Origin of the sequence: Mucilaginibacter sp. SMC90 (assembly GCF_022811725.1) — a bacterium.
In the GTDB taxonomy this organism is placed as follows: domain Bacteria; phylum Bacteroidota; class Bacteroidia; order Sphingobacteriales; family Sphingobacteriaceae; genus Mucilaginibacter.
Map to the genome: position 1 here is coordinate 4,746,840 of NZ_CP094527.1, position 20,964 is coordinate 4,767,803.

The window sequence follows — 20,964 nt, forward strand, 5'->3', positions numbered from 1 at the left end:
AACAATCCGCACAAAGCCAGCAATGCCCTTTAAAAATGATTAAATAAAAAGTTGGGGATATCGTGTATTGAGCACACGATTATAAGAAAGGGACTAACCCTTGTAATGCCTTAACAGCAGCAACAAGAATAACAACAAGGAGTAAAAGCAGCAGTGGTTAACTGATAATTAGCAAGGCCGTATTTAGGTAAAAGTTCGGGTTGCATGGTGGGGTGCTTTTTAGTGATTTAATTATTGTGATTATTTTCTGAAGCAAATGTAAACAAAGATTTAATAAATACTACTAATTCTATAGAATTTATATAAATAAATCATTCTTTTTTTTAAATCTGTTCTAATCAGCAACAAAATGGAGGCAAAAATGGAGATATTAATGCTTTATTGCGGTGTTTTACGGTCTGGAACCGTTTAAATAGAGTTTGTGATTTTTTACGCAGAGATCAATACTATTGGTTTTTACCCCAATTACTGCTCTATCCGAAAAAACACAATGCGTACATTTTCACTAACTGCCCGATAAATTTCATAACAATAGCCATACAAAATCTTACATTCATATCATTATGGATCTAACTACGCTCATCGTCATTACCACTATCGTTTTCATTATAGCGTTTGCGGCTTTCAGGCTGTTTGATGTTAAAAAGGGAAAGAAGAAATTGGAGTTGGAACGATCGGCCAGGATTTTACCACTTTATAAAAAAGCCGAAACCACTGTCGGTTTAACCGCCGAGGATGTATTGCCCTTTGCCCAAAACCTGCTTACCCGCCATGACACCTTCTTATATTTAAAAGAACTTGGTGAGCTCCACCTGTTTCCAGAAGAATATCATACACTCATTAAAGGAGCCGAAAGCTCACTGGCCCAATGGCTGGAATTCCCTACCGAACTGGATGCTTGCCCCGATGAAATAGAATACATTAAACGGGTTACCATTGATCTTAACGGGCGGGGCAACGTTATACATTACGAGGTATTTAAGTACCGGGTTAACCCGCCCCACTGGGCTACCGAATACGTATGGATCTTAGGCGTTGTGGGGCCGTTTTTTGACGATAGTAATCCTTACGATTTCCCGACGGCTACTTTTAGCCGGGTAAGCAGTACCGTGGATAAAGTTACACCTGAAGAAGAGGTTAAATGGGTACATGAAAATATTGCTATGAAGAGGTAACGCAACAAGTTTTAAACCCAGACTTACGAAGTTTTTAAAACTTCGTAAATCTTCATATCTAAATTATTCAGCATCCTTCAGCTCAATCCAAACCGGCGCGTGATCACTTGTTTTTTCCCAGCCACGCACATCTCTGTTCACCCCGGCGGCAACAAGCCTTTTTTCCAGATGCGGGCTCAGTAAAAAGTGATCTATACGCAGGCCGGCATTCCTTCCGTACGCATCCCGGAAATAATCAAAAAAAGTGTAAATCACTTCGGTAGGGTAAAGTTTACGGATAGCGTCAGTCCATCCCTGCTCAACCAATGTTTTAAAAGCCTCACGGGTTTCAGGGCGAAAGAGGGCGTCATTTACCCACCGCTCTGGTTTATAAGCGTCAAGTTCGGTAGGCATTACGTTGTAGTCGCCGGTTAATACAACGGGCTTATCAGCAGCAAGCAAACCGGCAGCATGACTTTTTAGCCGTTCAAACCAACCCAATTTATAATCAAACTTAGGGCCGGGCGCAGGATTACCATTAGGCAGATAAAGGCAGCCTATAGTAATACCATCAACAATAACTTCAATATAACGGCTGTGCTCATCGGTAGGATCGCCCGGGAGCGCCCTGCATACTTCGGTAATTTGTTTATCTTTTTTTGCCAGTATGGCTACACCATTCCAGCTTTTTTGCCCGTGCCAGATGGCTTTATAACCAGCATCAAGTACAGCCTGTTCGGGGAAGTTTTCCTGCGGAGCTTTAAGTTCCTGCAGGCATGCAACATCGGGAGCTGTTTCTTGTAACCAGCGAAGCAAAACAGGAAGACGACCGTTTACTCCATTTACGTTATAGGTAGCTATTTTCATGATGCAATTTAAGCAGTTTAGGTATTATCACATACATTATAAAATGCAAAAGCGTTGCCATGCATGGCAAACACTTGATTGCAATGACAATAAACAATATAAAGTCCCTCTACTTTTCAAACTCGTCCGGATCTGTTTCAGGCCGGCCGGGTTCAGTATCAGGAATTTCGTTCGGGATATTTTCGGGCGCTTCTTCAGGCATTTCCGGTTCTCCCGGATCCGTAGGCTGCCTGATCTCCGGACGCTCCGGGTTTACCGGCATTTCATCTGGTTCGTTTGGCATGGTTCTCTTCTTTGACATATTTAAACAACCATCAAACCGCGGATAGGTTTGGCAAAATCACTATTTAAGTGCCATTACATGCCTTGTTTCCCGCAAAAACTGGTCTATTTTCTTTGTGCTGGAAAAGCTTTTGATAACAAGTGCTTTTTGTTTGTTTGATCCCGGTACCTGGAAATACATATTAATATCTGTACCCGAATAAATAAAGTTATAGCTGCGCCTGGTGATTTGAAAATTAATAAAATCGGCAAAGGCAAAAGTTTGATTACCGATGCCAAGGGGATTGTATCTGTTTACTGTTTTGTTGGCTGTATCAAAAACTATTTTGCTGAAGGTTGAAAACACAAACGCGGTACCTCCCAGTAAGCATCCCCCAATAACCAAAACCTTATGAATCATATCTGAATCATGTGTGATTGTTTTATTGATAATTTCGTTCAAAGCCAGCGCAATCAAACACAAGCCAATTAATAAACCACCAACCCACTTACGCTTAATAGCAAAATACGGCGGGTGGGTATCATAAAATTGATAATCGGTAATTACAGTATCGGCATAAGCCGGCTCGGTATAACCTGTAGACAGGAATTGCATAATCACAGGAAAAGCTTCCTGCGTTAAAGCAATAGCGTTAGCATCGTCGTTCTTTGCGTAATTTGCCGACACCACAACTCCTTTTCCATATTTGTTTCTTTTTGGAAAAGCACGGTAATTATAGCCCCCCATAGTGTTACGCACCACGCCGATATTATCGATATCATCAAATCTTTCGGAACGAATGCTAAGCAAACCAAAAAGTTTTTTACGCATAACCTGCGAGTCGTTATCAAAGACCACCGATGTACGACCTATTCCCCACAACATCCCAACGATAACTGCCAAACCCAAAAACATGGGGATCGATGTTGATAATGCCTGCGAAGGATCGGGAAACAAAGTAACATTGAAGAATACAATAAAGGCTGCAAATACCACTGCGAAACCAATACTGAGTACATTAAAGATACGATAAGGATAGAGTGTTACCCGCCTGCTTTCGATATCCCAGCGGGTTTGTGCAAATTTTTTTAGTGCCATAAAGGTTTAAATTTAATACCCTTTAAACAAGGTTTTAATTACAAGGTTTTAACCAACAGGTAATATTTATAATCTAAATAATATTTAAAGCAATATTCGGCTGTTAAAAATAACCCTTGCTTTTTAAAAATGTTTATTTACATTTGTAGTGTACTATCACACTAATACACTAAACCATGATTCAAATAAACGATTTGAATTTCAGTTATGACGGCAAAACGTTGCTGTTCAAAAACCTAAACCTTTCATTAAAAGCCGGGCATATCTATGGCTTATTAGGTAAAAATGGTGCCGGAAAATCAACCCTGTTAAAAAATATTGCTGGTTTAGCCTTTCCGCAATCGGGCAAATGTTTTATTAACGGCACAGAAAGCTCAAAGCGCCTGGTATCTACACTTCAAAACCTTTACTTTATTGCCGAAGAGGTTTATGTACCAGCCTTAACTCCCGGGCAGTTTTTAGACAGGACGGCCAGCTTCTACCCTGCTTTTAGCATTACCGACTTTTACAGCCACCTGAAAATATTAGATATTGACCCCAACCTGCTAATGACCAAAATGTCATACGGGCAGCAAAAAAAGATGATCATCGCTTTTGGCCTGGCTACCAATACCGGTGTGCTGATACTTGACGAACCTACCAATGGGCTTGACATCCCTTCAAAAGTGCAATTCAGGAAACTAATTGCATCGGTTTTAAATGAGCAACGCTGTATTATTATTTCAACCCACCAGGTAAGGGATTTGGACAGCCTCATTGATACGGTTTTGATTTTGGATGATCACCGCATTGTAGTTGAGAACTCGGTAGATGAGCTTACCGAGAAACTATTCTTCGGTGTTTTTAAAGATCTTACGGGCATGAATGTGCTGTACGAAGAAGATACATTGATGGGAAAATACGCTATCGTACAAAATACCGCCGGCAAGTATGGTAAAATGGACCTCGAATTATTATTTAACGCCGTTACAACTAATAGCCACAAATTATTAAACGCACTAAAACCAACTGCACTCCATGAATAATTACTTCAGTTTAAAGCGTTTTTTTCAGCTGTTTATAAAACATACTGTTGAACATTACCGCACTTACTTAATGTCGGCATCGGTTTTAGCAGGTGTATTTTTGCTTGGGGGCTCGTTTATATTTTATATGATCCCCGGCCCTATGGATGCCGGCTTTCAGGGCGCCATATTTGCTGTGCTTATAGTGATTGCCGGCCCGATATTTACAAGTACCATCTTTACCAACCTCGGAGATAAACGCAAAGCCATTCCCGCTTTAACACTGCCGGCGTCACAGTTTGAAAAATTCATGGTTAGCTGGGTTTATTCATACGTTATATTCTTCCTGGTTTATACCGGCATCTTCTACCTTGTATTATCTATACTGCTTAACCTGAAACATTGGCCGGGGCATCAGCCGGAAATGCTGACCCTGTTCCAGGATAAATTCACCATATTGCTGATCTTATTCTCATTTCTGCATGCTGTTACCCTGTATGGTGCCATCAGGTTTGAGAAGTTGCATTTTATTAAAACAGGTTTCAGCTTTTTTATTTTTTACGCACTCCTGATTCTGTCAAATACGCTGTTCCTACGGGTGATAGTGGGCAGGCAAATTTACCCGGCAACGCCTTTTGCATTCCTCAACTTTCCGGAAGGCACAAACTTTTACACTATTGGCTTAAATGTGCAGCAATCGGCCTGGGTTTTTATTATGCTCCCTGTTGTTACCCTGCTGTTTTGGATAGCAGCGTATTTTAAACTAAAAGAGAAACAGGCTTAAAAAGACGATAATGGAATTTAAAGATAACGAAGCGATATACCTCCAGATAGCGGCTTTTGTGAACGATCAGATACTGATGGGAAAATGGCCCGCCGGGCAAAAGATCCCCTCGGTACGTGATATGGCTGTTGAGCTGGAAGTAAACCCGAATACAGTTATGCGATCGTACGAGTTTTTGCAGGGCCTTGAAATTATTTATAACAAACGCGGTCTTGGTTTATTTGTAGCCGACGACGGCTTTGACAAGGTAAAAGCTTACCGCAAAGAAAATTTTGTACGTCAAAACCTACCCGAGCTCTTTAAAAACATGTACCTGTTAGGTATTTCAATACACGAGATCAGCCTGCAGTATCAAACCTTCCAGGCGCAACAAAACAATGAATTAAACCAGGCAAACAACGATGAAAACAAGCAATAAATTTTTACTTACCGCCGTATTACTACTGGTCATATCGGTGGGAATATATGATTTTCAGCTCAAAGCCGAATACCTGAAAGGCAATTATAAAAACCCATACAACGGCTTTGTAAATTTAAATTTCAGCAACTTCAAAGTAATCAATCTTAGCTCGGCAACAGCAGTAAATATCATGCTGGTAAAAGGCCCCTTCAAAGTACTTGCCGATCCTGATGCCATTTGGTTTTTGAAAACTGAACAACGGCGGGATACGCTTTTTATAAGCGCCTTCTTTAAAGACAACTTTCATAATGTGCGCGCTCCAAACGTTCTTTACATATCAATGCCGCAGTTGGATGCTTTTCATGCTGATGCCAAATATAAGGCCGGCGAGGGTCAAATTACGGATACGACAGCTGCAGCAGACTTTAAGTGGCGTCCTACTATTATCTGCGGTTTCAGTGGGGATAAGCTCAACATTGTCCAGGATCATGCATCTACCATCTTATTAAAAAACAACAAGTTCAATATTTTAAACGCCACCACCGGAATTAGTAATGGCAGTGCTTCAAATTTATCTATTGAAACAGGCAACCAATTTGAAAAAACGAACCTCGATATCCGAAATAAAAGTCGCTTGTGGATCAAGGACGACAGCCTTAATAACATAAGCTATAAACTTGCCGATAGCGCAAAACTTATTCTGAACGGCAATACAAGGATGATCAGCAATAAAAAATAACCTCAAACTCAGCAAATCATGAAATTAGAAATCAACTCCTTATCAAAAACGTATGCCAATGGCGTACATGCATTAAAAGATGTTTCGCTCACGCTAAATAATGGCATGTTTGGTTTGCTCGGCCCAAACGGTGCAGGCAAATCATCACTGATGCGTACTATAGCAACACTGCAGGAAGCTGATAAAGGCAGCATCTTTTTGGATGAACTGGATGTATTGAAAAACAAGACCCAGGTACGCCAGCTTCTTGGGTACCTGCCACAGGAGTTTGGTGTTTACCCCAAAATATCAGCCGAAAGGATGCTTGACCATATAGCCCAGCTTAAAGGCGTTGGCAACAATGCCGAACGTAAAGACCTGGTGCTGCAATTACTGGAGAGCGTGAACCTTTATAAAGACAGAAAGAAACACCTGGGTACTTATTCCGGCGGTATGAAACAGCGCTTTGGCATAGCGCAGGCCCTAATTGGTAACCCCAAACTTATTATTGTTGACGAACCGACAGCAGGCCTTGACCCGGCCGAGCGAAACAGGTTTTACAATCTGCTAAGCCGTTTGGGTGAAAATACGATCGTGATCCTATCAACCCATATTGTTGAGGATGTAAGTACGCTTTGTGCTAATTTTGCCATCATTTGCCAGGGCGAGGTTTTATACGCCGGGGATCCGGAAAGTGCAGTAAATGAACTGAGTGGAAAGATCTATAGCAAAGTGATCACCCAATCAGAACTGGGCTTTTATAAAGATGACTATCAGGTAATATCAACGCAGCTAAAAACCGGCAAACTTCATATCCGCATTATTAATGAAGCCGAACCCGGCAACAGCTTTATCAGCAGCACCCCCAACCTGGAAGATGTGTACTTCAGCAACATCGCTACACGAATAGATGTAGACACCATTTAAAACCACTATAAACCAATAGTTTATGTTTCTTAAAATATTTCTGTTCGAGATCCAGAATAGGGTCCGCAGGCCAGCCGTTTACCTGTACTTTTTAGCTGCGTTGCTATTTACAGTGTTTACTTTCTCTACCGGTTCATTGCCATTAGGCGAAAAAGAGCACATTAACGCGCCCTATGTACTTGCACTATGGTGCTCGGGCATCACCATGATGATCACGTTGGTGAGTTCGTCCATTATGGGCACCGCCTTATACCGGGACATTGAGTACAATACAAAAGATTATTACCTAACCTATCCTATCACAAAAGCAGGTTATTTCTGGGGCCGTTACCTTGGCTCGTTCGTTTTTATGATCGTTATAGCATCGGCGGTTATTGTTGGTGCGTTTATGGGCACCAAACTCGGGCCGGCTATGGGATGGACTGATGTTAAACAATACGGCCCCAATAACCTCATCTACTACTTGCACCCGTTTTTTACTATCGGGCTGCCTAATGTTTTGTTTACATCTTCGCTGTTTTTCGGCCTGGTGGCACTCACCCGGAATGTAAAAGTGATTTACTTTGGCGGGATCCTGTTATTCCTGTTTTACTTCATCGCGTTATTTTTCCTTAATCACATTAACAATCAAACAATAATAAACCTCAGCGATCCCTTTGGCCTCAACGGCATAAGGATGCAAACTAACAACTCAAGCGTTGCTGAGCAAAATACCACCCTATTTCCTGTAACCGGTACCTTTATGCTCAATCGTATAGTGTGGGGAGGTATTGGGATAGTTATTGTGATCTTTACTTATTTGAGGTTCAGCTTTGAACGTTTTTTTGGTGGGCGACGCGACAAAGCAGCCATTGATGAGGCAGGCATAAAAACAAAGAACATCATCACTATCAAACCGGCAGTTAGCTTTAGCGGCAGCTACAACAGGAACACCTTAAGAAACCTGGTGAAAGTTGAACTGCTCAATATTATCCGCGATAATTATTTCTGGATCATATTACTTAGCGGCACCTTGTTTCTCGGCTTTGTATTTTGGCTTGGCGAAAGCCGGAATGGCGTACCTGATTTTCCACGAACTGTTACGCTCCTGGCTATTTTTAATGATGCCTTTCCCTTCTTCATTTTCTTCATCATCATGTTTTATACCGGCGAAACCCTGCACCGCGACAGGGCTACCCGTTATGCTTTTATCAATGATTCGCTCCCGCCGCCAAATTGGATCCTGAATGGATCAAAGCTCATCACCTTATTGCTTATCGGTACAGGCTTATCTTTCATCCCCATCATAACAGGGGTTATTGTTCAATTATTAAAGGGATATCACGCCCTAAACATAGCTGCATACCTAACCTACATAGGCTACATCCTGCTGCCATCTTTACTGGAGATGGTTGTGTTTTGCTATGTGGTACATGTTGTAGTGAATAATAAATTCGCGGCTCACGGTATCGGTGTTTTTTTCTGGGTGATGGTATTCTTTTTGCGCAAGTCGGGCATCTTTGATTATAACCTGCTGCTATATTCTTATACACCATCCTCGGGCATCTCTGACATGACCGGAATAGGCCATATGGCAACACCTATAAACTGGTTTAACTTGTATTGGCTGTTGTTTGCAGGGCTGCTCATCATTGTTTCGGCACTGTTTTATTACCGTGGAGTAACATCATCTTTTAAAGAAAGGCTGCGCCTGCTACCTCAGCGCTTTAACAGAAGCACGGTTTTGATCACCGCTACAGTGGCAATTGCTTTTTTAGCTGTAGGTGCGTGGAATTATTATAATGTAAGCTATTTAAATGCTTATCTCATAAAATATGAAAATACAGCGAGAGCAGTGCTGTATGAAAAAACGCTGAAAAAGTATGAGCGCCTTCCCCTGCCCAAAGTAACCAATATAAAAATGCAGGTAGAGCTTTATCCGGATAAGCAACAGGTAACTACACATGCCTGGGTAACCATCACTAATAAAAACAAGGTTGCCATATCACAAATGCTGCTTGATGGGGATCAACTGACCGCCTATTCACTTAAAACAGATGGGGTACCGGTTCCGTTCACTACGCCCCTGCTTTATCGCCGCGGGCTTTTGAATTTTTTGGGTCCGAAAGCTGATACCGCCGATTTCCGTTTATACCAGTTTATAAAACCTTTACTACCCGGCGATTCGCTGATATTGGAGATCAATTCAGAAATAGTGCATAAAGGATTTACAAATGGCATGTACGCGGCTACCCTTAGTAACAACGGTATATTCTTTAACGGTGGGCTCCCCGGTTTGGGCTACGATGAAGACGACGAACTGGGCAGTCCCTACGAACGCAAAAAAGCGGGTCTGCCCGAAAAAAAAGAGGAAGAAATTCAACAGGATAACCCGCAAGGCATCAGCACGCTTAAAGCAGGGAGAGCCGCCGATCTCCTGAAACTTGATGTAACAGTTGGTACGCTTGCCGATCAAACCGCTATTGCCCCCGGTCGGCTCGTAAAAAACTGGCAGCAGGACGGCCGCAATTATTTCCATTACGTGCAGGACAAACCGGGCATGTATATGCCAATGGGTATAATATCCGAAAAATTGGCCGTAAAAAAGGCGACCGTTCAGTTAGATCACCAGGTAAACATTGAGGTTTATTATCATCCGGAACATAGCATTAATATCGACAGGTACATTGCTGCTTACAAAGATGGCTTGGCTTATTACAGCAAAGTTTATGGCAACTATCCATTTAATGATATCCGCCTGGTAGAAACTTCTGTTTATGGCCCGCAGGATGCATCAATGATTACGCTGGATACCTACGCCGAATATTTTGGATGGAATGCTGATTTCCGGGATCCCAACAGCTTTGATTATTGCTATGCCAATACCACAAGGCTACTGTCACAGCAATGGTGGCGTTTCCAGACAGCGCCAAACAGCACGATAGGCAGTTTGGTGATCCCCGAAGGTTTATCTAATTATGATCAGCTGGTTATGTCTGAGCATAAATACGGCAAGGATAATATGCGGTATATCGTGCTGGACCAGTTATGGTATTACCTGTTTATCAGGCGGCACCTTAATGAAAATGAACATCCTTTAATAAAAGCTAACAATTGGTTTTTATGGGGAGGCAAAGCAAGCGTGGCACTATATGGGCTTCGCGACCTGATTGGCGAAGACAGCCTGAATGTGGCCCTGCGCGAATTTAAAAAGGCCTATGCTTTTAAAACGAATGCCCCATTTCCGGGAGCCAACAATCTGTATCAGTGCCTCCAAAAGCATGTACCCGATTCGTTGCAATATTACCTTACCGATACCTGGCAAAAGATCACCTTATATGATAACCGGGTAATTGAAGCAAGCAATAAGCCCACAGGTAATAAAAATGAATATAAAGTTACCTTTAAGCTTAATATTGATAAAGCTTGGAAGGACGCAAAGAACAACGACATCCCGGCCGTTAACATGAACGATTACATCGATATAGGGATTTTTGGCAGGCAGGTTAAAGGTGCCGGTAATCGCATGGTGAATAATACCTTATACCTTAAAAAATATAAGCTTAAACGCGGGCAGCAGCAATTAAGTATTGTTGTTAAAGGCGAACCTGCTTCTGTAGGTATTGATCCGTTCAGCAAGCTGATTGACAGAAACCCTAACGATAACATCAAAGACCTTTAAAACTAAAAACGGGATTACGCAAAACGCAATCCCGTTTTTTCATAATGTTAAGGAGCTGTTTAAATTTGATTATTTTTAAATGTAGAGGCGCATCACATGCGTCTCCCGCGTGCAATTTCCGACGGAATTAGAAGCCTTTTAAATCGGCCTGTCCACCGGGAGACGCATGTGATGCGTCTCTACAAAAATATTTTCTTCCATTCGTTTTTAAACAGCTTCTTACGAAATGTTACGGCTTAAATAATTTATTCTCCCCTTCAATTTCAACATTGGCCTGTTCAACTACGGCTTTATATTCATAATCGCCCTTTAACGGTAGTGCTCCTTCAAAAGTGCCATCGGTTTTGATATTTACCCAGGTGCCGGCTGTCCACTTGCCTGCGTATAACGTTTCAACCTGCCCATGATAAGGGCGGTAATCAAACCGGGCCCGTTTTGCCGAAATATTTTTATAATTCAGGATTTTCCCTTTTAAAACTGCACCCGTCTTTACTTTTGAGCTCGCGCCGGTTTCAACTATCGCAGCTTCTTTAAAAACAGGATCGACATTCTCCAATTTGATGACCACCGGGTTAGGCCAGCGGTGATCATCATAAATGCGCTGCGCCTTTACAACAGATACTTCAAGCCCCTTATCGGTTTGTTTGTACCTGCAGCTTATATCATCGGTTTTATATTCAATTACTTTACTATTTTGCCCCAATACACTCACCTGAGTTTTATCAGTGGCGATGGCCGAACGGATCAGAAAGGTTTTCCGGGTACCCTCCTTCCAATCGGCGGCATTGGTAACTATAGCATAAAGTGTATGCCCATTTTTTGCGGTAAACCAGGTATCGCCTTCTTTACTTATAACCCAGCTTCGCACGCTATCAATACATTCACGGTTAACAAAATACCATGCCGACATTTCCCGCAGCCGCTCCTCCTGTTCGATGGGTAATGCGCCATCTGGCTTCGGGCCAACGTTCAGCAGCAGTGACCCACCTTTGGCCCTGGCCTCTATTAATAAACCTATTAACTGGCTGCCCGATTTATAACGTTCGTTGGTTGGCTGATATCCCCAGGCCGTACCCATGGTGATACAGGAGAGCCATGGCTCATTGATCATGGCACCCGGCATGATCTGCTCGGGCGTTTTGATAGCACCGCGGGTTATCAGCAAATCGGGTTGTAATTTCCAGCAGGTTTGCTTTACTACTTCTTTAGGATCGCCATCTATAAAAAGTACATCAATTTTACCATAATTAGTCATCAGCTCTTCGCATTGTTTCCGGGTGTATTCGTCGTAATCGTGCCGGGTTTGGGCATCCATCTTAACATCGGTACGGCTGATAGTAACGTGATGATCACGAAGAAAATTAAAATCTTCGGGCGAAAAATAAAAACCAACCTGCAAACCAGCTTCACGTGTGGCATCAACAAATTCCTTTAACAAGTCCTTTTTATAAGGAGTATGGGTTATGTTAAAATCGGTAGTTTTTGTATCCCACATACAAAAACCCGAATGATGCTTAGTGGTAAATACAATGTATTTCATCCCCGCCAACTTAGCCAGCGTTGCTATTTGATGCGGATCAAATTTGGAGGGATCAAAGGTTTTAGGCAACTCATTAAAGTACCTGTTCACATAATCGTCACTCGCCCCAACCAATGAGTGGCTGATCACCACACCCAGTTGGCTATCCATACTGAAATGAATAAACAAACCTAAACCGGTGTTTTTAAGCCATAGTTCGCGTTCGGGCTTATTCAGGTTATAATTACTGGCGTTATCATCCTTAACCAAATCATTTTGTGCCGATACATTTTGAATCCAACAAAACAGCAGCAGAAAAAAAAGATACTTCTTATACATCAAAACAAAAGTAAAAAAATCAGGGAGGGCCCCACGCCCTCCCTGAAACAATATCAACTAATCAAACTTTAACATTATTGTTTATCCCACCAAATCCGGGTTAAAAAATCATCAGGCCCCTGCCTTGCAATAGCAGCAGCGTATGATGCGGCATTGAGGTTTTGCTCAGCAACAGGGTACAACATCCGCCTGAATATTTTACCACCTGTAGCGTTGCCAACATAATTATTAGGTACAAGTGCAGGGTAACCGGTACGCCTGTAGCTTGCAAAAACTTCCTGCGCATCAGGAAATACGCCAACCCAAAACTGCGTATAGATCTGCTCCATTTTTTGATCTAACGTACCAGATGTATTAAAAGGGTGCGCATTGATGTATGAAGTGATTTGAGCTGTACTAATTGTGCCCGCACTGCCAGCAATGATGCTCCACTGGCGCATTGACGCGGCTATGCCGTTTTGATACAATGATTCGGCCGTGGCGGCGGTATACCAGCCCCTTGCAGCAGCTTCAGATAACAGAAAATAGCTTTCGGCAGCTGTAAAAACCAATCGCGGTGAGTTTAACTGCAATATGGTTTTAGGATTTGGCTCCGAATAGGTCACAAAATCGGCAGGTTTGGCATTCAGTCCAGCTGACATGCCTTTTTGGATAGCCGAGGTAGTATCAGCCACGCCGCTGTTCCATACAACAGATAGGACTGCCAAACGTGGATCTTTATTGGTTTTCAGGTAATTGATAAATACATCCTGGTACTTGCCGCCTTCGGTATTGGTACTACCGTTGCCTGCAATATAATCGTTGTTATAAAGATCGAGCGCTAAAGGGTTTTTGTTGATATCCTGGCCAGCCCCCACGTAAGCTACCTTAGCAACATCGGCATCATCCAAAATAACACCACCCGCTATAGCTTTTGCAGCCCATGTTTGCGCCTGGGCGATATCAACTTTGGTCATGCGCATAGCACACCTAAGCATGAGCGAGTAGGCAAACTTTTTCCATTTTACGGTATTACCGCCGTAAATTAAATCCGCCGATCCAAAAGTTGTTTTGGCAGCATCAAGGCTTTGGGCTGCCTGGTCAAGCTCCTTCAATAAATCGGCATAGATATCTTTCTGCGCGTCATAAACAGGTTTATACACCGCCTGGTTATAACCTTGCGCCGCCTGCGAATATGGGATATCGCCATAAAGATCGGTAAGCCTGCTAAAGCAATACACCTTCCAGATCCGCGCTTCGGCCTGCAGGTTTACCTGCGATGCATCGGTACCAACTGCTTTTAAAACCTCACCCAATTCGTTGATCTCATTTGGATAAGCATTAGTGAAAGCTCCTGCCGACTGCGGGCTCTGGCTCAACACATATTTTGATCCGAAACCTGCCACATCATTAAAGCTGGTAGTGTACTGCATGGTACCCAGTAACAGATCAAGCATACGGGCAGTGCCATCATACTGGGCTTTGGTAAAAATATACTGCGGTACCGCTTTTGATGATGCATCAGGGTTCACGTTTAGTGTATCAAAGTTTTTGGTACACGATTGTGTGGCGATAATGCCGAGCATTACCAGGGAACAATAAATATATTTTGCTAAATGTCTTTTCATCGTATTCAATTTAAAAGTGTTAAAACTTAACAGCCAGGTTTACACCAAGTGAACGGGTACGCGGCAAGCCGATAGATTCAAAACCCTGCGCATTACTATTGGTAAAGCTTTGCTCCGGATCAAAATTGTCTGTCTGTTTGTAAATAGTCCAAAGGTTTCGTGCCACAAAGGATATGCTGGCCGACTGGATCTTAACTTTGTTTAGAAGACTTGTTGGGAGCGCGTACGACAGGATAACCTGGCGAAGTTTAACAAAGCTGCCATCGTGCAAAAACAGGTCGGAATACGTTTTGTAGTTATCGTAGTATGACCTTAAGTCACTTACAGGCACCGTACGCGTGTAAGGAGCACCCGTTTGATCAACACCTTTCAGCAACAATCCATTTTCGCGGCCCGGTAGTGTTGACTTCATCAAGCCTAAACGGGTGGCATACACCTCCATAACCGAAAACACCTTGTTGCCAAACTTGCCATCAACCAGGAAGTTTAACGAGAACCTTTTATATCTGAATTCGTTGGTTAAACCCATAGTAAGCGGGGCAACACTTTTACCCAGTTCTTGCAATGGGGTTTGTACCGGTAAGCCGGTGGTGGCATTGAATACAACATTACCCTGAGCATCCTTTTGCATACGGGTACCAACCAGCATACCAAAAGGCTTACCTTCGATATTATCTAAAATACCCCAGTTACCAACCGAAGTAGCCAGCTGAATGGTATTAAGACCTGGAGCCAGTTTAACTACCTTATTATCGTTGTAGGCTACGTTATAGCTTGTAGTCCAGGTAAAACTGGCTGTTTTTACAGGTGTGCCATTCAACAATACCTCGATACCCCTGTTGCTTACCTCACCAACGTTCAGGATCACATTATTGTAACCCGATGTAGAAGAGATAGCCGTATTTACGATATCGTTGGTTGTTTTACGGTCATACAGCGTAACATCCAAACCTAAACGGTTTTTGAGCATCTGCAATTCAAAACCGCCTTCAAAGGTGGTTGAAGTATATGGTTTAAGGTTGCTATTGGTAATGTTATTGCTGGTTACGTTTTGCAGGGGCTGCCCGGCACTTGGTACGTTACTGTAGGTAAGGTTAATAACGTAAGGATCCGGTGCGCCGCCACCTACCTGTGCCCATGAGCCGCGCAGTTTGGCAAGGTTAAAAAACTCGGGGAGTTTAACCGCATCCGACAGGATAAAGCTGCCGCCTATGCTTGGGTAAAATATACTGTTACTTTTAGGACTGAGCGTTGAAAACCAATCCTTCCTGCCGGTAAATGACAGGAACACCAGGCTCTTGTAATCAAAATCGGCCGAACCAAAAACCGAATTGGTAACTACCTTGGCGTTATATGGTGTAGTTGATGAAACCGCAAGGTTGGTAAAGCTGTAAAAATAAGGAATGGTAAACTGCGAACCACTAAACGTTAACTGGTTTGTTGCGTTTTTACGACTATTTACACCACCCAAAACATTCACACTTAAATCGCGGATGATATTTGTTTTGTAACTAACAGTCGCCAGTTCGTTGGTTTCTGACACATCCGACTTGATACCCGCATACTGACCGTTGGGAGTATACAATGTACCCGTTGGCAATATGTTTGAATAATTGTAGTTGAAAAAGTCGCGGCTGATGGTGGCTTTGAAAATAAGATCTTTTATTGGCGAATAAATAACCGATCCCTGGCCAATAAAACGGTTCTTCACGTCGTCTTCCTTGTATTTATTGATCACAAAATACCCATTTGATGCAATGGATGCATCATTCCATACCTGCTCGTTCCCCATCGCATCATAACCTGGTTTCAACCAGCGAACATCAACAGTGTTGGCTACTTCAAGCGGGGTCCAGTTGGGGTTTCCCAGCGCATCTCCTGCACCGGTACGGTTATGGCCAGTTTCAACATTATATTGCGCTAATGCTTCAATTGAGATCTTATTGCTCAGTTTGCCATTTAGGGCAAGGTTAAAAGTTTTACGATCATAAGTAGTACCAGGCAAAATACCCTTACTGTTCAGGTCAGCAGCCGAAAACCTGTAGGTAAAAGCCTCATTGCCGCCTAAAAATGCAAGACTGTTGGTATAGGTACTCCCTGTTTGATAAAAATTCTTGAGGTTGTTTTTTTGTGCCGTATACGGGTGCGTATTCCCGTCAACTGCAACATAATCAGTTGAGCCATCAATTTTTGAACCCCATGAGCGCCTTCCGCTTGCCTGTGCGGCCGCCAGCGTGGTTGGTTTTACACCGCCATCGCCCTGTCCGTACTCATACTGGTAATCGGGGAACACGGCCACATTATCATAGGTAGCTGTCGAGTTAAATTCAACCCCTACACCTTTCTGGATTCGGCCTTTTTTGGTGGTGATCAAAATAACACCATTTGCCGCCCGCGAACCATAAAGTGCCGCCGCTGTACCGCCCTTAAGTACGCTTATTGATTCTATATCATCGGGGTTTATAGCAGCTATACCATCACCACGGTCAACGTTATTGGTAATACCGTTAACTGTAGCAGCCCCACCGGGCACGCTGTTATCTATCGGCATACCATTTACCACGTACAAAGGTTGGTTATCGCCAGCAAGGCCACCATTACCCCTGATCACCACGCGGCTTGAACCGCCCGGCCCGGTTGATAAACCAGCCGCGTTAACACCGGCAACTTTACCGGTAAGCGCGTTGGCCACGTTATTTTCACGGGCCTGGGTAAACTCTGTACCCTTAACTTCGGTAACCGAATAGCCTAATGATTTTTTTTGCTTGCTGATACCGAGGGCGGTAACCACAACTTCGTTAAGGGCTTTGTTATTCTGCGCCAGTTTAATTTGTAAAGGCGATGCAACATCGTTTACTGTAACTTCTTCCTGGTTATACCCTATATAGGCTACCACCAGGGTTAATGGCCTGCCCGAATACTTATCAGGTACTACCAGTTTAAAGCTGCCTGTGATATCGGTAATTGAGCCTACCTTGTTGTCAATTTTCAAGTAAATGGATGCGCCCACAACCGGCTGTCCGTCACCGGCATCTACAACTTTACCTGTTAACGTAACTGCTGCAACAGTTGCATCGGTTGAGGTAAGGTCCTTTACCGTAAAAATCGAGATCTGGTTATCATTTATCTTACGGTAAGTTAACTGAAATGCAGATAATAACTGCTTCAAATTATCATCAAGCGTTAACTGGCTTATATTGCTGGTTAAATTTGCAGGCACAAATTTGTTATCAAGCAAGCCTTCCTGGTAGGCTATCTGAACATTAAATTGTTTTTTCAGGTTATCCAGCGCATCTTTTAGCAGTACTTTGTTTTCAACAGCCTGCGGAGTTGTATAACCGAAACTTTTTGCGTGGATCCTGTTGTTACTGGTTAATGCCATTTGGGCATTGCCGTATGCCGACCGGCCAAGTAATACCATCAGGAAACAGCAACATCTTAAAAAATTGGATGAGTCGAGTTTTCTCATAAGTTATTCATTTAGGGGTTTAATTTTGTTATGGTAATATTTTTGTCTGTTCGGGTTATTTTCACGGGGAGTGTGGTAGAAATAGTTTCAATCAGCTCGTCAACGTTAGGCACATTTATTTCCCCTTCTATTTTGAGGGAAGTTAAATCCGGGCTCGAAAAATCTACATGATAGCCGTAATCATCGGCCATGATCTCGCTGATCTGCGCCAGTGTGGCATCATTAAATAAAAGCTGATGTTTTGTCCATTTGGTGATCTTTTCTGGCGCAGAAAGGATAATTCGGGTAAGGGCCTTTTTATAAGTATGTTGTACATAATCGCCCGGTTTCATGATAAGCGATTGTTTCCCTGATGCGGCATCAACATAGTCAAGCCTGATCTTACCCTGCACTAAACCCACATTGGTTTTGTTATGCCTGCTTCTGACATTAAAAGTTGTACCTAACACTTCTATATTCATGTCTGAGCAATGCACTATGAATCTTTCAGAAGGTTTAATATTGCCGGGATCTTTATTGATATGCTTTACGTTGAACAATCCCTCCCCGCTTATCCAAACCTCTCTTGAATTTTTTTCCCAGTTATCGGAGTAAGTTAATTTCGAGTTTCCGTTGAGTACCACGGTTGAGCCATCGGGCAAAGTGACAGTGCTCAGTTCTCCATAATTAGTAATAATTTCGTTTTGCCTGCCCCTTATCAGCCATAAAGCAATACCTATAGATGATACCAGCAATAACATCGCAGCAACACGAAGGAACCTGTTTAAGGTAAATACTTTTGGTTTTATCTTAACCTGGTCTTTTTGCAGTGTCGATTCAATCCGCAGCCAAACTTTTGATAGATTATCTTCATTGGTAAAAAAATCCTGCTTACGGTACGCAATAATAATATTTGAAGCTTCGGCTATTATTTCTTTCTGTTGCGGGTATGCGGCTACAACCTGCTGCCAAAAAAAGGTATCGTTGTGCGATGGATTGATCACAAAACGGAGAAAATCATCATCTTCTAAAAAGTCAGGCAGGGTATAATTACTGTATTTGGCAATCTGCATTGGTTATAAGGTGTTATTTAATCCTTATAGACAGCACCCTACCCTAATTATCCCTACAAATCGAAAAAAAATTTATTTAGTGATGATTATTTATGCAGAAACAAGAATAAAGGGCTAAAACAATAGCCAATTTGGAAGTTTTGAGTACATCCTGGAGGTTATCAAACGCCTTATAGATCAATTTATAGGCCGAGCTGACGTTTATTTCCATGATATCAGCAATTTCATCATAGCCCAAACCTTCATAAAAGCGCAGATAGATGATCTCCTGCTGCCGCGCCGGTAAAGCTTTTACATGAAACTTAATTTTTTTCTGCAACTCCTGTTCTTCCTCATCGGCCATGATCTGCTGATCAAAAGATATTTCGAAAGGGAAATTATGCTCTGCTTCATTCTCCAGGTCAACAAAGCGTGATTTCGATTGCAGCTTGCGGAAAATAATGCTGCGTAAAGATTTGAAAAGATAATTTTTTACCGAAACCGGATTGCCAAGCCCTGCCCTGTTTGTCCAAAGCCTGATAAAAAGATCGTGGATGGCGTCCTCTATTACATTGATATCCCTTGTAAATTTGTGTCCGTAATTATTAAGGATCTTAAAATATTGGTTATACAATTGGGTGTATGCCTCCCAATTGCCTTCTTTAAAAGCAAGCCAAATAACAGTATTATGATCGTCATGAACAATTTGTTCGTGAGACATAGCTTAACCAGGGGATAAAACGTTTTACAATTGAAATCAGGTACAATGTAATAATTATAACAATAATTTTACTTCAACTTTAAAAATCAATGCAATAATAAATTACCACAGCATCATCCGGGGTAAAATCACACAAACCTGCACAAATAAGTTACACGGTTTGAAAATCGAAAAACAGCTAAATATTTCATTTTTTAAAAATAACTTAGCCCGCATCAAATGCTTCCTTAATAATTAGAAACCTGCCACCGGATTAAATTATGTTTGAATCAGTTACTATCAAGGATATTGCCAAAGCTTTAGGTGTGTCAACCTCAACGGTATCAAGGGCACTTAACGGAAGCTATGAAATAGGTACCGAAACCAAAAAGCTTGTCCTGGAGTATGCCGAAAAAATAAACTATCGCCCTAATCCTATTGCCTTAAGCCTTAAAGAGCAAAAAAGCCACTCAATAGGTGTAGTAGTATGCGAGGTAGCTAACGATTATTTTTCACAAGCCATTAACGGTATCGAATCCATAGCTTATAACCGCGGATATCACGTTATCATTACCCAAACACACGAGTCGTTTGACAGGGAAAGCGCCAATGTAAAACACCTGCTATCAAGGCATGTGGACGGCCTTCTTGTTTCATTATCGGCTCAAACAACCGATACATCTCAATATAAATACTTGTTGGATAAAGGTTTTCCTATCGTGTTTTTTGACAGGGCGGCCCCTGATCTTAATACCCACAAAGTGATAGCCGATAATTTTCAGGGGGCATTTAAGGGTACCGAAATATTGATTAACTCGGGCTTTACAAAAATAGCGCATCTCACCAACTCAAATAATTTGCTTATCAGTCACGAACGTTTTGATGGTTATAAAGCAGCGCTTGATCAATACGGTATCGAGTTCAGGCCCGAATACCTGAAACATTGCAATCATGGCGGTATGATACATGACGAAGTTGAGATCGTGCTGAAAGAATTGCTGGCTTTGGATGATAAACCGGAAGCCATTTTTATCGGCAGCGACAGGCTTACCATAACCAGTATGTCGATATTAAAGAAATGGGGATTAAAAGTTCCCGGAGATATTGCAATAGCAGGCTTCACTAACTCAGATGTTGTTGATTTATTTGACCCGCCTTTAACGGTTATCCGTCAACCAGCCTTCCAGATAGGCCAGATGGCTACAGAAATACTTATCAAAACCATTGAAAGCAAATGGCCGGTTGAAGAGTTTACAACGGAAAAGGTGGATACACAGTTGATAGTGAGGTCGTCGTCCGAGAAAGGTATTTGAAAGACGAAGAAGAACTTAGAATGTTAATGTTAAAGCGTTATTAAAACCCATGTCATTGCGAGGAGCAGCACGGGTAAAAGCATCTGGGGCGACGTGGCAATCTCGTAGCTA

The 20,964-nt window shown here is 42.3% G+C and carries 16 protein-coding genes; 8 read left to right on the forward strand and 8 right to left on the reverse strand.

Annotation, left to right across the window (positions count from 1 at the left end):
* The first annotated feature begins 563 nt into the window (after positions 1-563).
* Positions 564-1,175, forward strand: a complete 612-nt coding sequence (locus MTO98_RS19955; RefSeq protein WP_243480749.1) for a hypothetical protein — start codon at positions 564-566, stop codon at positions 1,173-1,175.
* Between the two features lie 63 nt (positions 1,176-1,238).
* Here MTO98_RS19955 and xth read toward each other — a convergent pair whose 3' ends face one another.
* From xth to MTO98_RS19970, 3 genes are all read right to left on the reverse strand, one after another.
* Positions 1,239-2,021 (reverse strand): exodeoxyribonuclease III, encoded by a 783-nt coding sequence (xth, locus tag MTO98_RS19960; protein WP_243480750.1) that lies wholly within the window; start codon positions 2,019-2,021, stop codon positions 1,239-1,241.
* Between the two features lie 109 nt (positions 2,022-2,130).
* Entirely contained in the window at positions 2,131-2,322 is a 192-nt protein-coding gene (locus MTO98_RS19965) for a hypothetical protein (protein ID WP_243480751.1), read from the reverse strand.
* Between the two features lie 42 nt (positions 2,323-2,364).
* A complete protein-coding gene (locus tag MTO98_RS19970) occupies positions 2,365-3,381 on the reverse strand; it encodes a hypothetical protein (RefSeq protein ID WP_243480752.1) in 1,017 nt (338 codons plus the stop codon).
* 176 nt (positions 3,382-3,557) lie between these two features.
* On the opposite strand from MTO98_RS19970, the gene MTO98_RS19975 reads away from it, so the two are divergent.
* The 6 genes from MTO98_RS19975 to MTO98_RS20000 are packed head-to-tail and all read left to right on the forward strand — an operon-like array spanning position 3,558 to position 10,875.
* Positions 3,558-4,406: an ATP-binding cassette domain-containing protein gene (locus tag MTO98_RS19975; protein ID WP_243480753.1), complete on the forward strand. Its 849-nt coding sequence runs from the start codon at positions 3,558-3,560 to the stop codon at positions 4,404-4,406.
* Positions 4,399-5,169: a hypothetical protein gene (locus MTO98_RS19980; RefSeq protein ID WP_243480754.1), complete on the forward strand. Its 771-nt coding sequence runs from the start codon at positions 4,399-4,401 to the stop codon at positions 5,167-5,169. The genes MTO98_RS19975 and MTO98_RS19980 overlap by 8 nt, the downstream gene beginning before the upstream one ends.
* Before the next feature lie 10 nt (positions 5,170-5,179).
* On the forward strand, positions 5,180-5,587 hold the full coding sequence (locus MTO98_RS19985) for a GntR family transcriptional regulator (RefSeq protein ID WP_243480755.1): 408 nt from the start codon (positions 5,180-5,182) through the stop codon (positions 5,585-5,587).
* Positions 5,571-6,308 carry a hypothetical protein gene (locus MTO98_RS19990; RefSeq protein ID WP_243480756.1) on the forward strand — a complete coding sequence of 246 codons (738 nt, stop codon included), beginning with the start codon at positions 5,571-5,573 and terminating at the stop codon, positions 6,306-6,308. Before MTO98_RS19985 ends, MTO98_RS19990 begins: the two co-directional genes overlap by 17 nt.
* 18 nt (positions 6,309-6,326) lie before the next feature.
* The gene (locus tag MTO98_RS19995) at positions 6,327-7,214 is read left to right on the forward strand and encodes an ABC transporter ATP-binding protein (protein ID WP_243480757.1); all 888 of its coding nucleotides are present in this window, start codon (positions 6,327-6,329) and stop codon (positions 7,212-7,214) included.
* Positions 7,215-7,236: 22 nt separating this feature from the next.
* Positions 7,237-10,875 (forward strand): hypothetical protein, encoded by a 3,639-nt coding sequence (locus MTO98_RS20000; RefSeq protein ID WP_243480758.1) that lies wholly within the window; start codon positions 7,237-7,239, stop codon positions 10,873-10,875.
* 229 nt (positions 10,876-11,104) lie between these two features.
* Here the strand turns inward: MTO98_RS20000 and MTO98_RS20005 are convergent, their stop codons facing one another.
* The 5 genes from MTO98_RS20005 to MTO98_RS20025 form a co-directional block, all read right to left on the reverse strand.
* The gene (locus MTO98_RS20005) at positions 11,105-12,733 is read right to left on the reverse strand and encodes an alpha-L-fucosidase (RefSeq protein ID WP_243480759.1); all 1,629 of its coding nucleotides are present in this window, start codon (positions 12,731-12,733) and stop codon (positions 11,105-11,107) included.
* Between the two features lie 74 nt (positions 12,734-12,807).
* The gene (locus MTO98_RS20010) at positions 12,808-14,340 is read right to left on the reverse strand and encodes a SusD/RagB family nutrient-binding outer membrane lipoprotein (RefSeq protein WP_243480760.1); all 1,533 of its coding nucleotides are present in this window, start codon (positions 14,338-14,340) and stop codon (positions 12,808-12,810) included.
* 19 nt (positions 14,341-14,359) lie between these two features.
* Positions 14,360-17,809: a SusC/RagA family TonB-linked outer membrane protein gene (locus MTO98_RS20015; protein WP_243480761.1), complete on the reverse strand. Its 3,450-nt coding sequence runs from the start codon at positions 17,807-17,809 to the stop codon at positions 14,360-14,362.
* An 11-nt stretch (positions 17,810-17,820) separates the two neighbouring features.
* On the reverse strand, positions 17,821-18,861 hold the full coding sequence (locus MTO98_RS20020) for a FecR family protein (protein WP_243480762.1): 1,041 nt from the start codon (positions 18,859-18,861) through the stop codon (positions 17,821-17,823).
* Between the two features lie 76 nt (positions 18,862-18,937).
* Positions 18,938-19,561 carry an RNA polymerase sigma factor gene (locus MTO98_RS20025; protein ID WP_243480763.1) on the reverse strand — a complete coding sequence of 208 codons (624 nt, stop codon included), beginning with the start codon at positions 19,559-19,561 and terminating at the stop codon, positions 18,938-18,940.
* 260 nt (positions 19,562-19,821) lie between these two features.
* Here MTO98_RS20025 and MTO98_RS20030 point away from each other — a divergent pair, with 260 nt between their 5' ends.
* Positions 19,822-20,853, forward strand: a complete 1,032-nt coding sequence (locus MTO98_RS20030; protein WP_243480764.1) for a LacI family DNA-binding transcriptional regulator — start codon at positions 19,822-19,824, stop codon at positions 20,851-20,853.
* Positions 20,854-20,964: the final 111 nt, after the last annotated feature.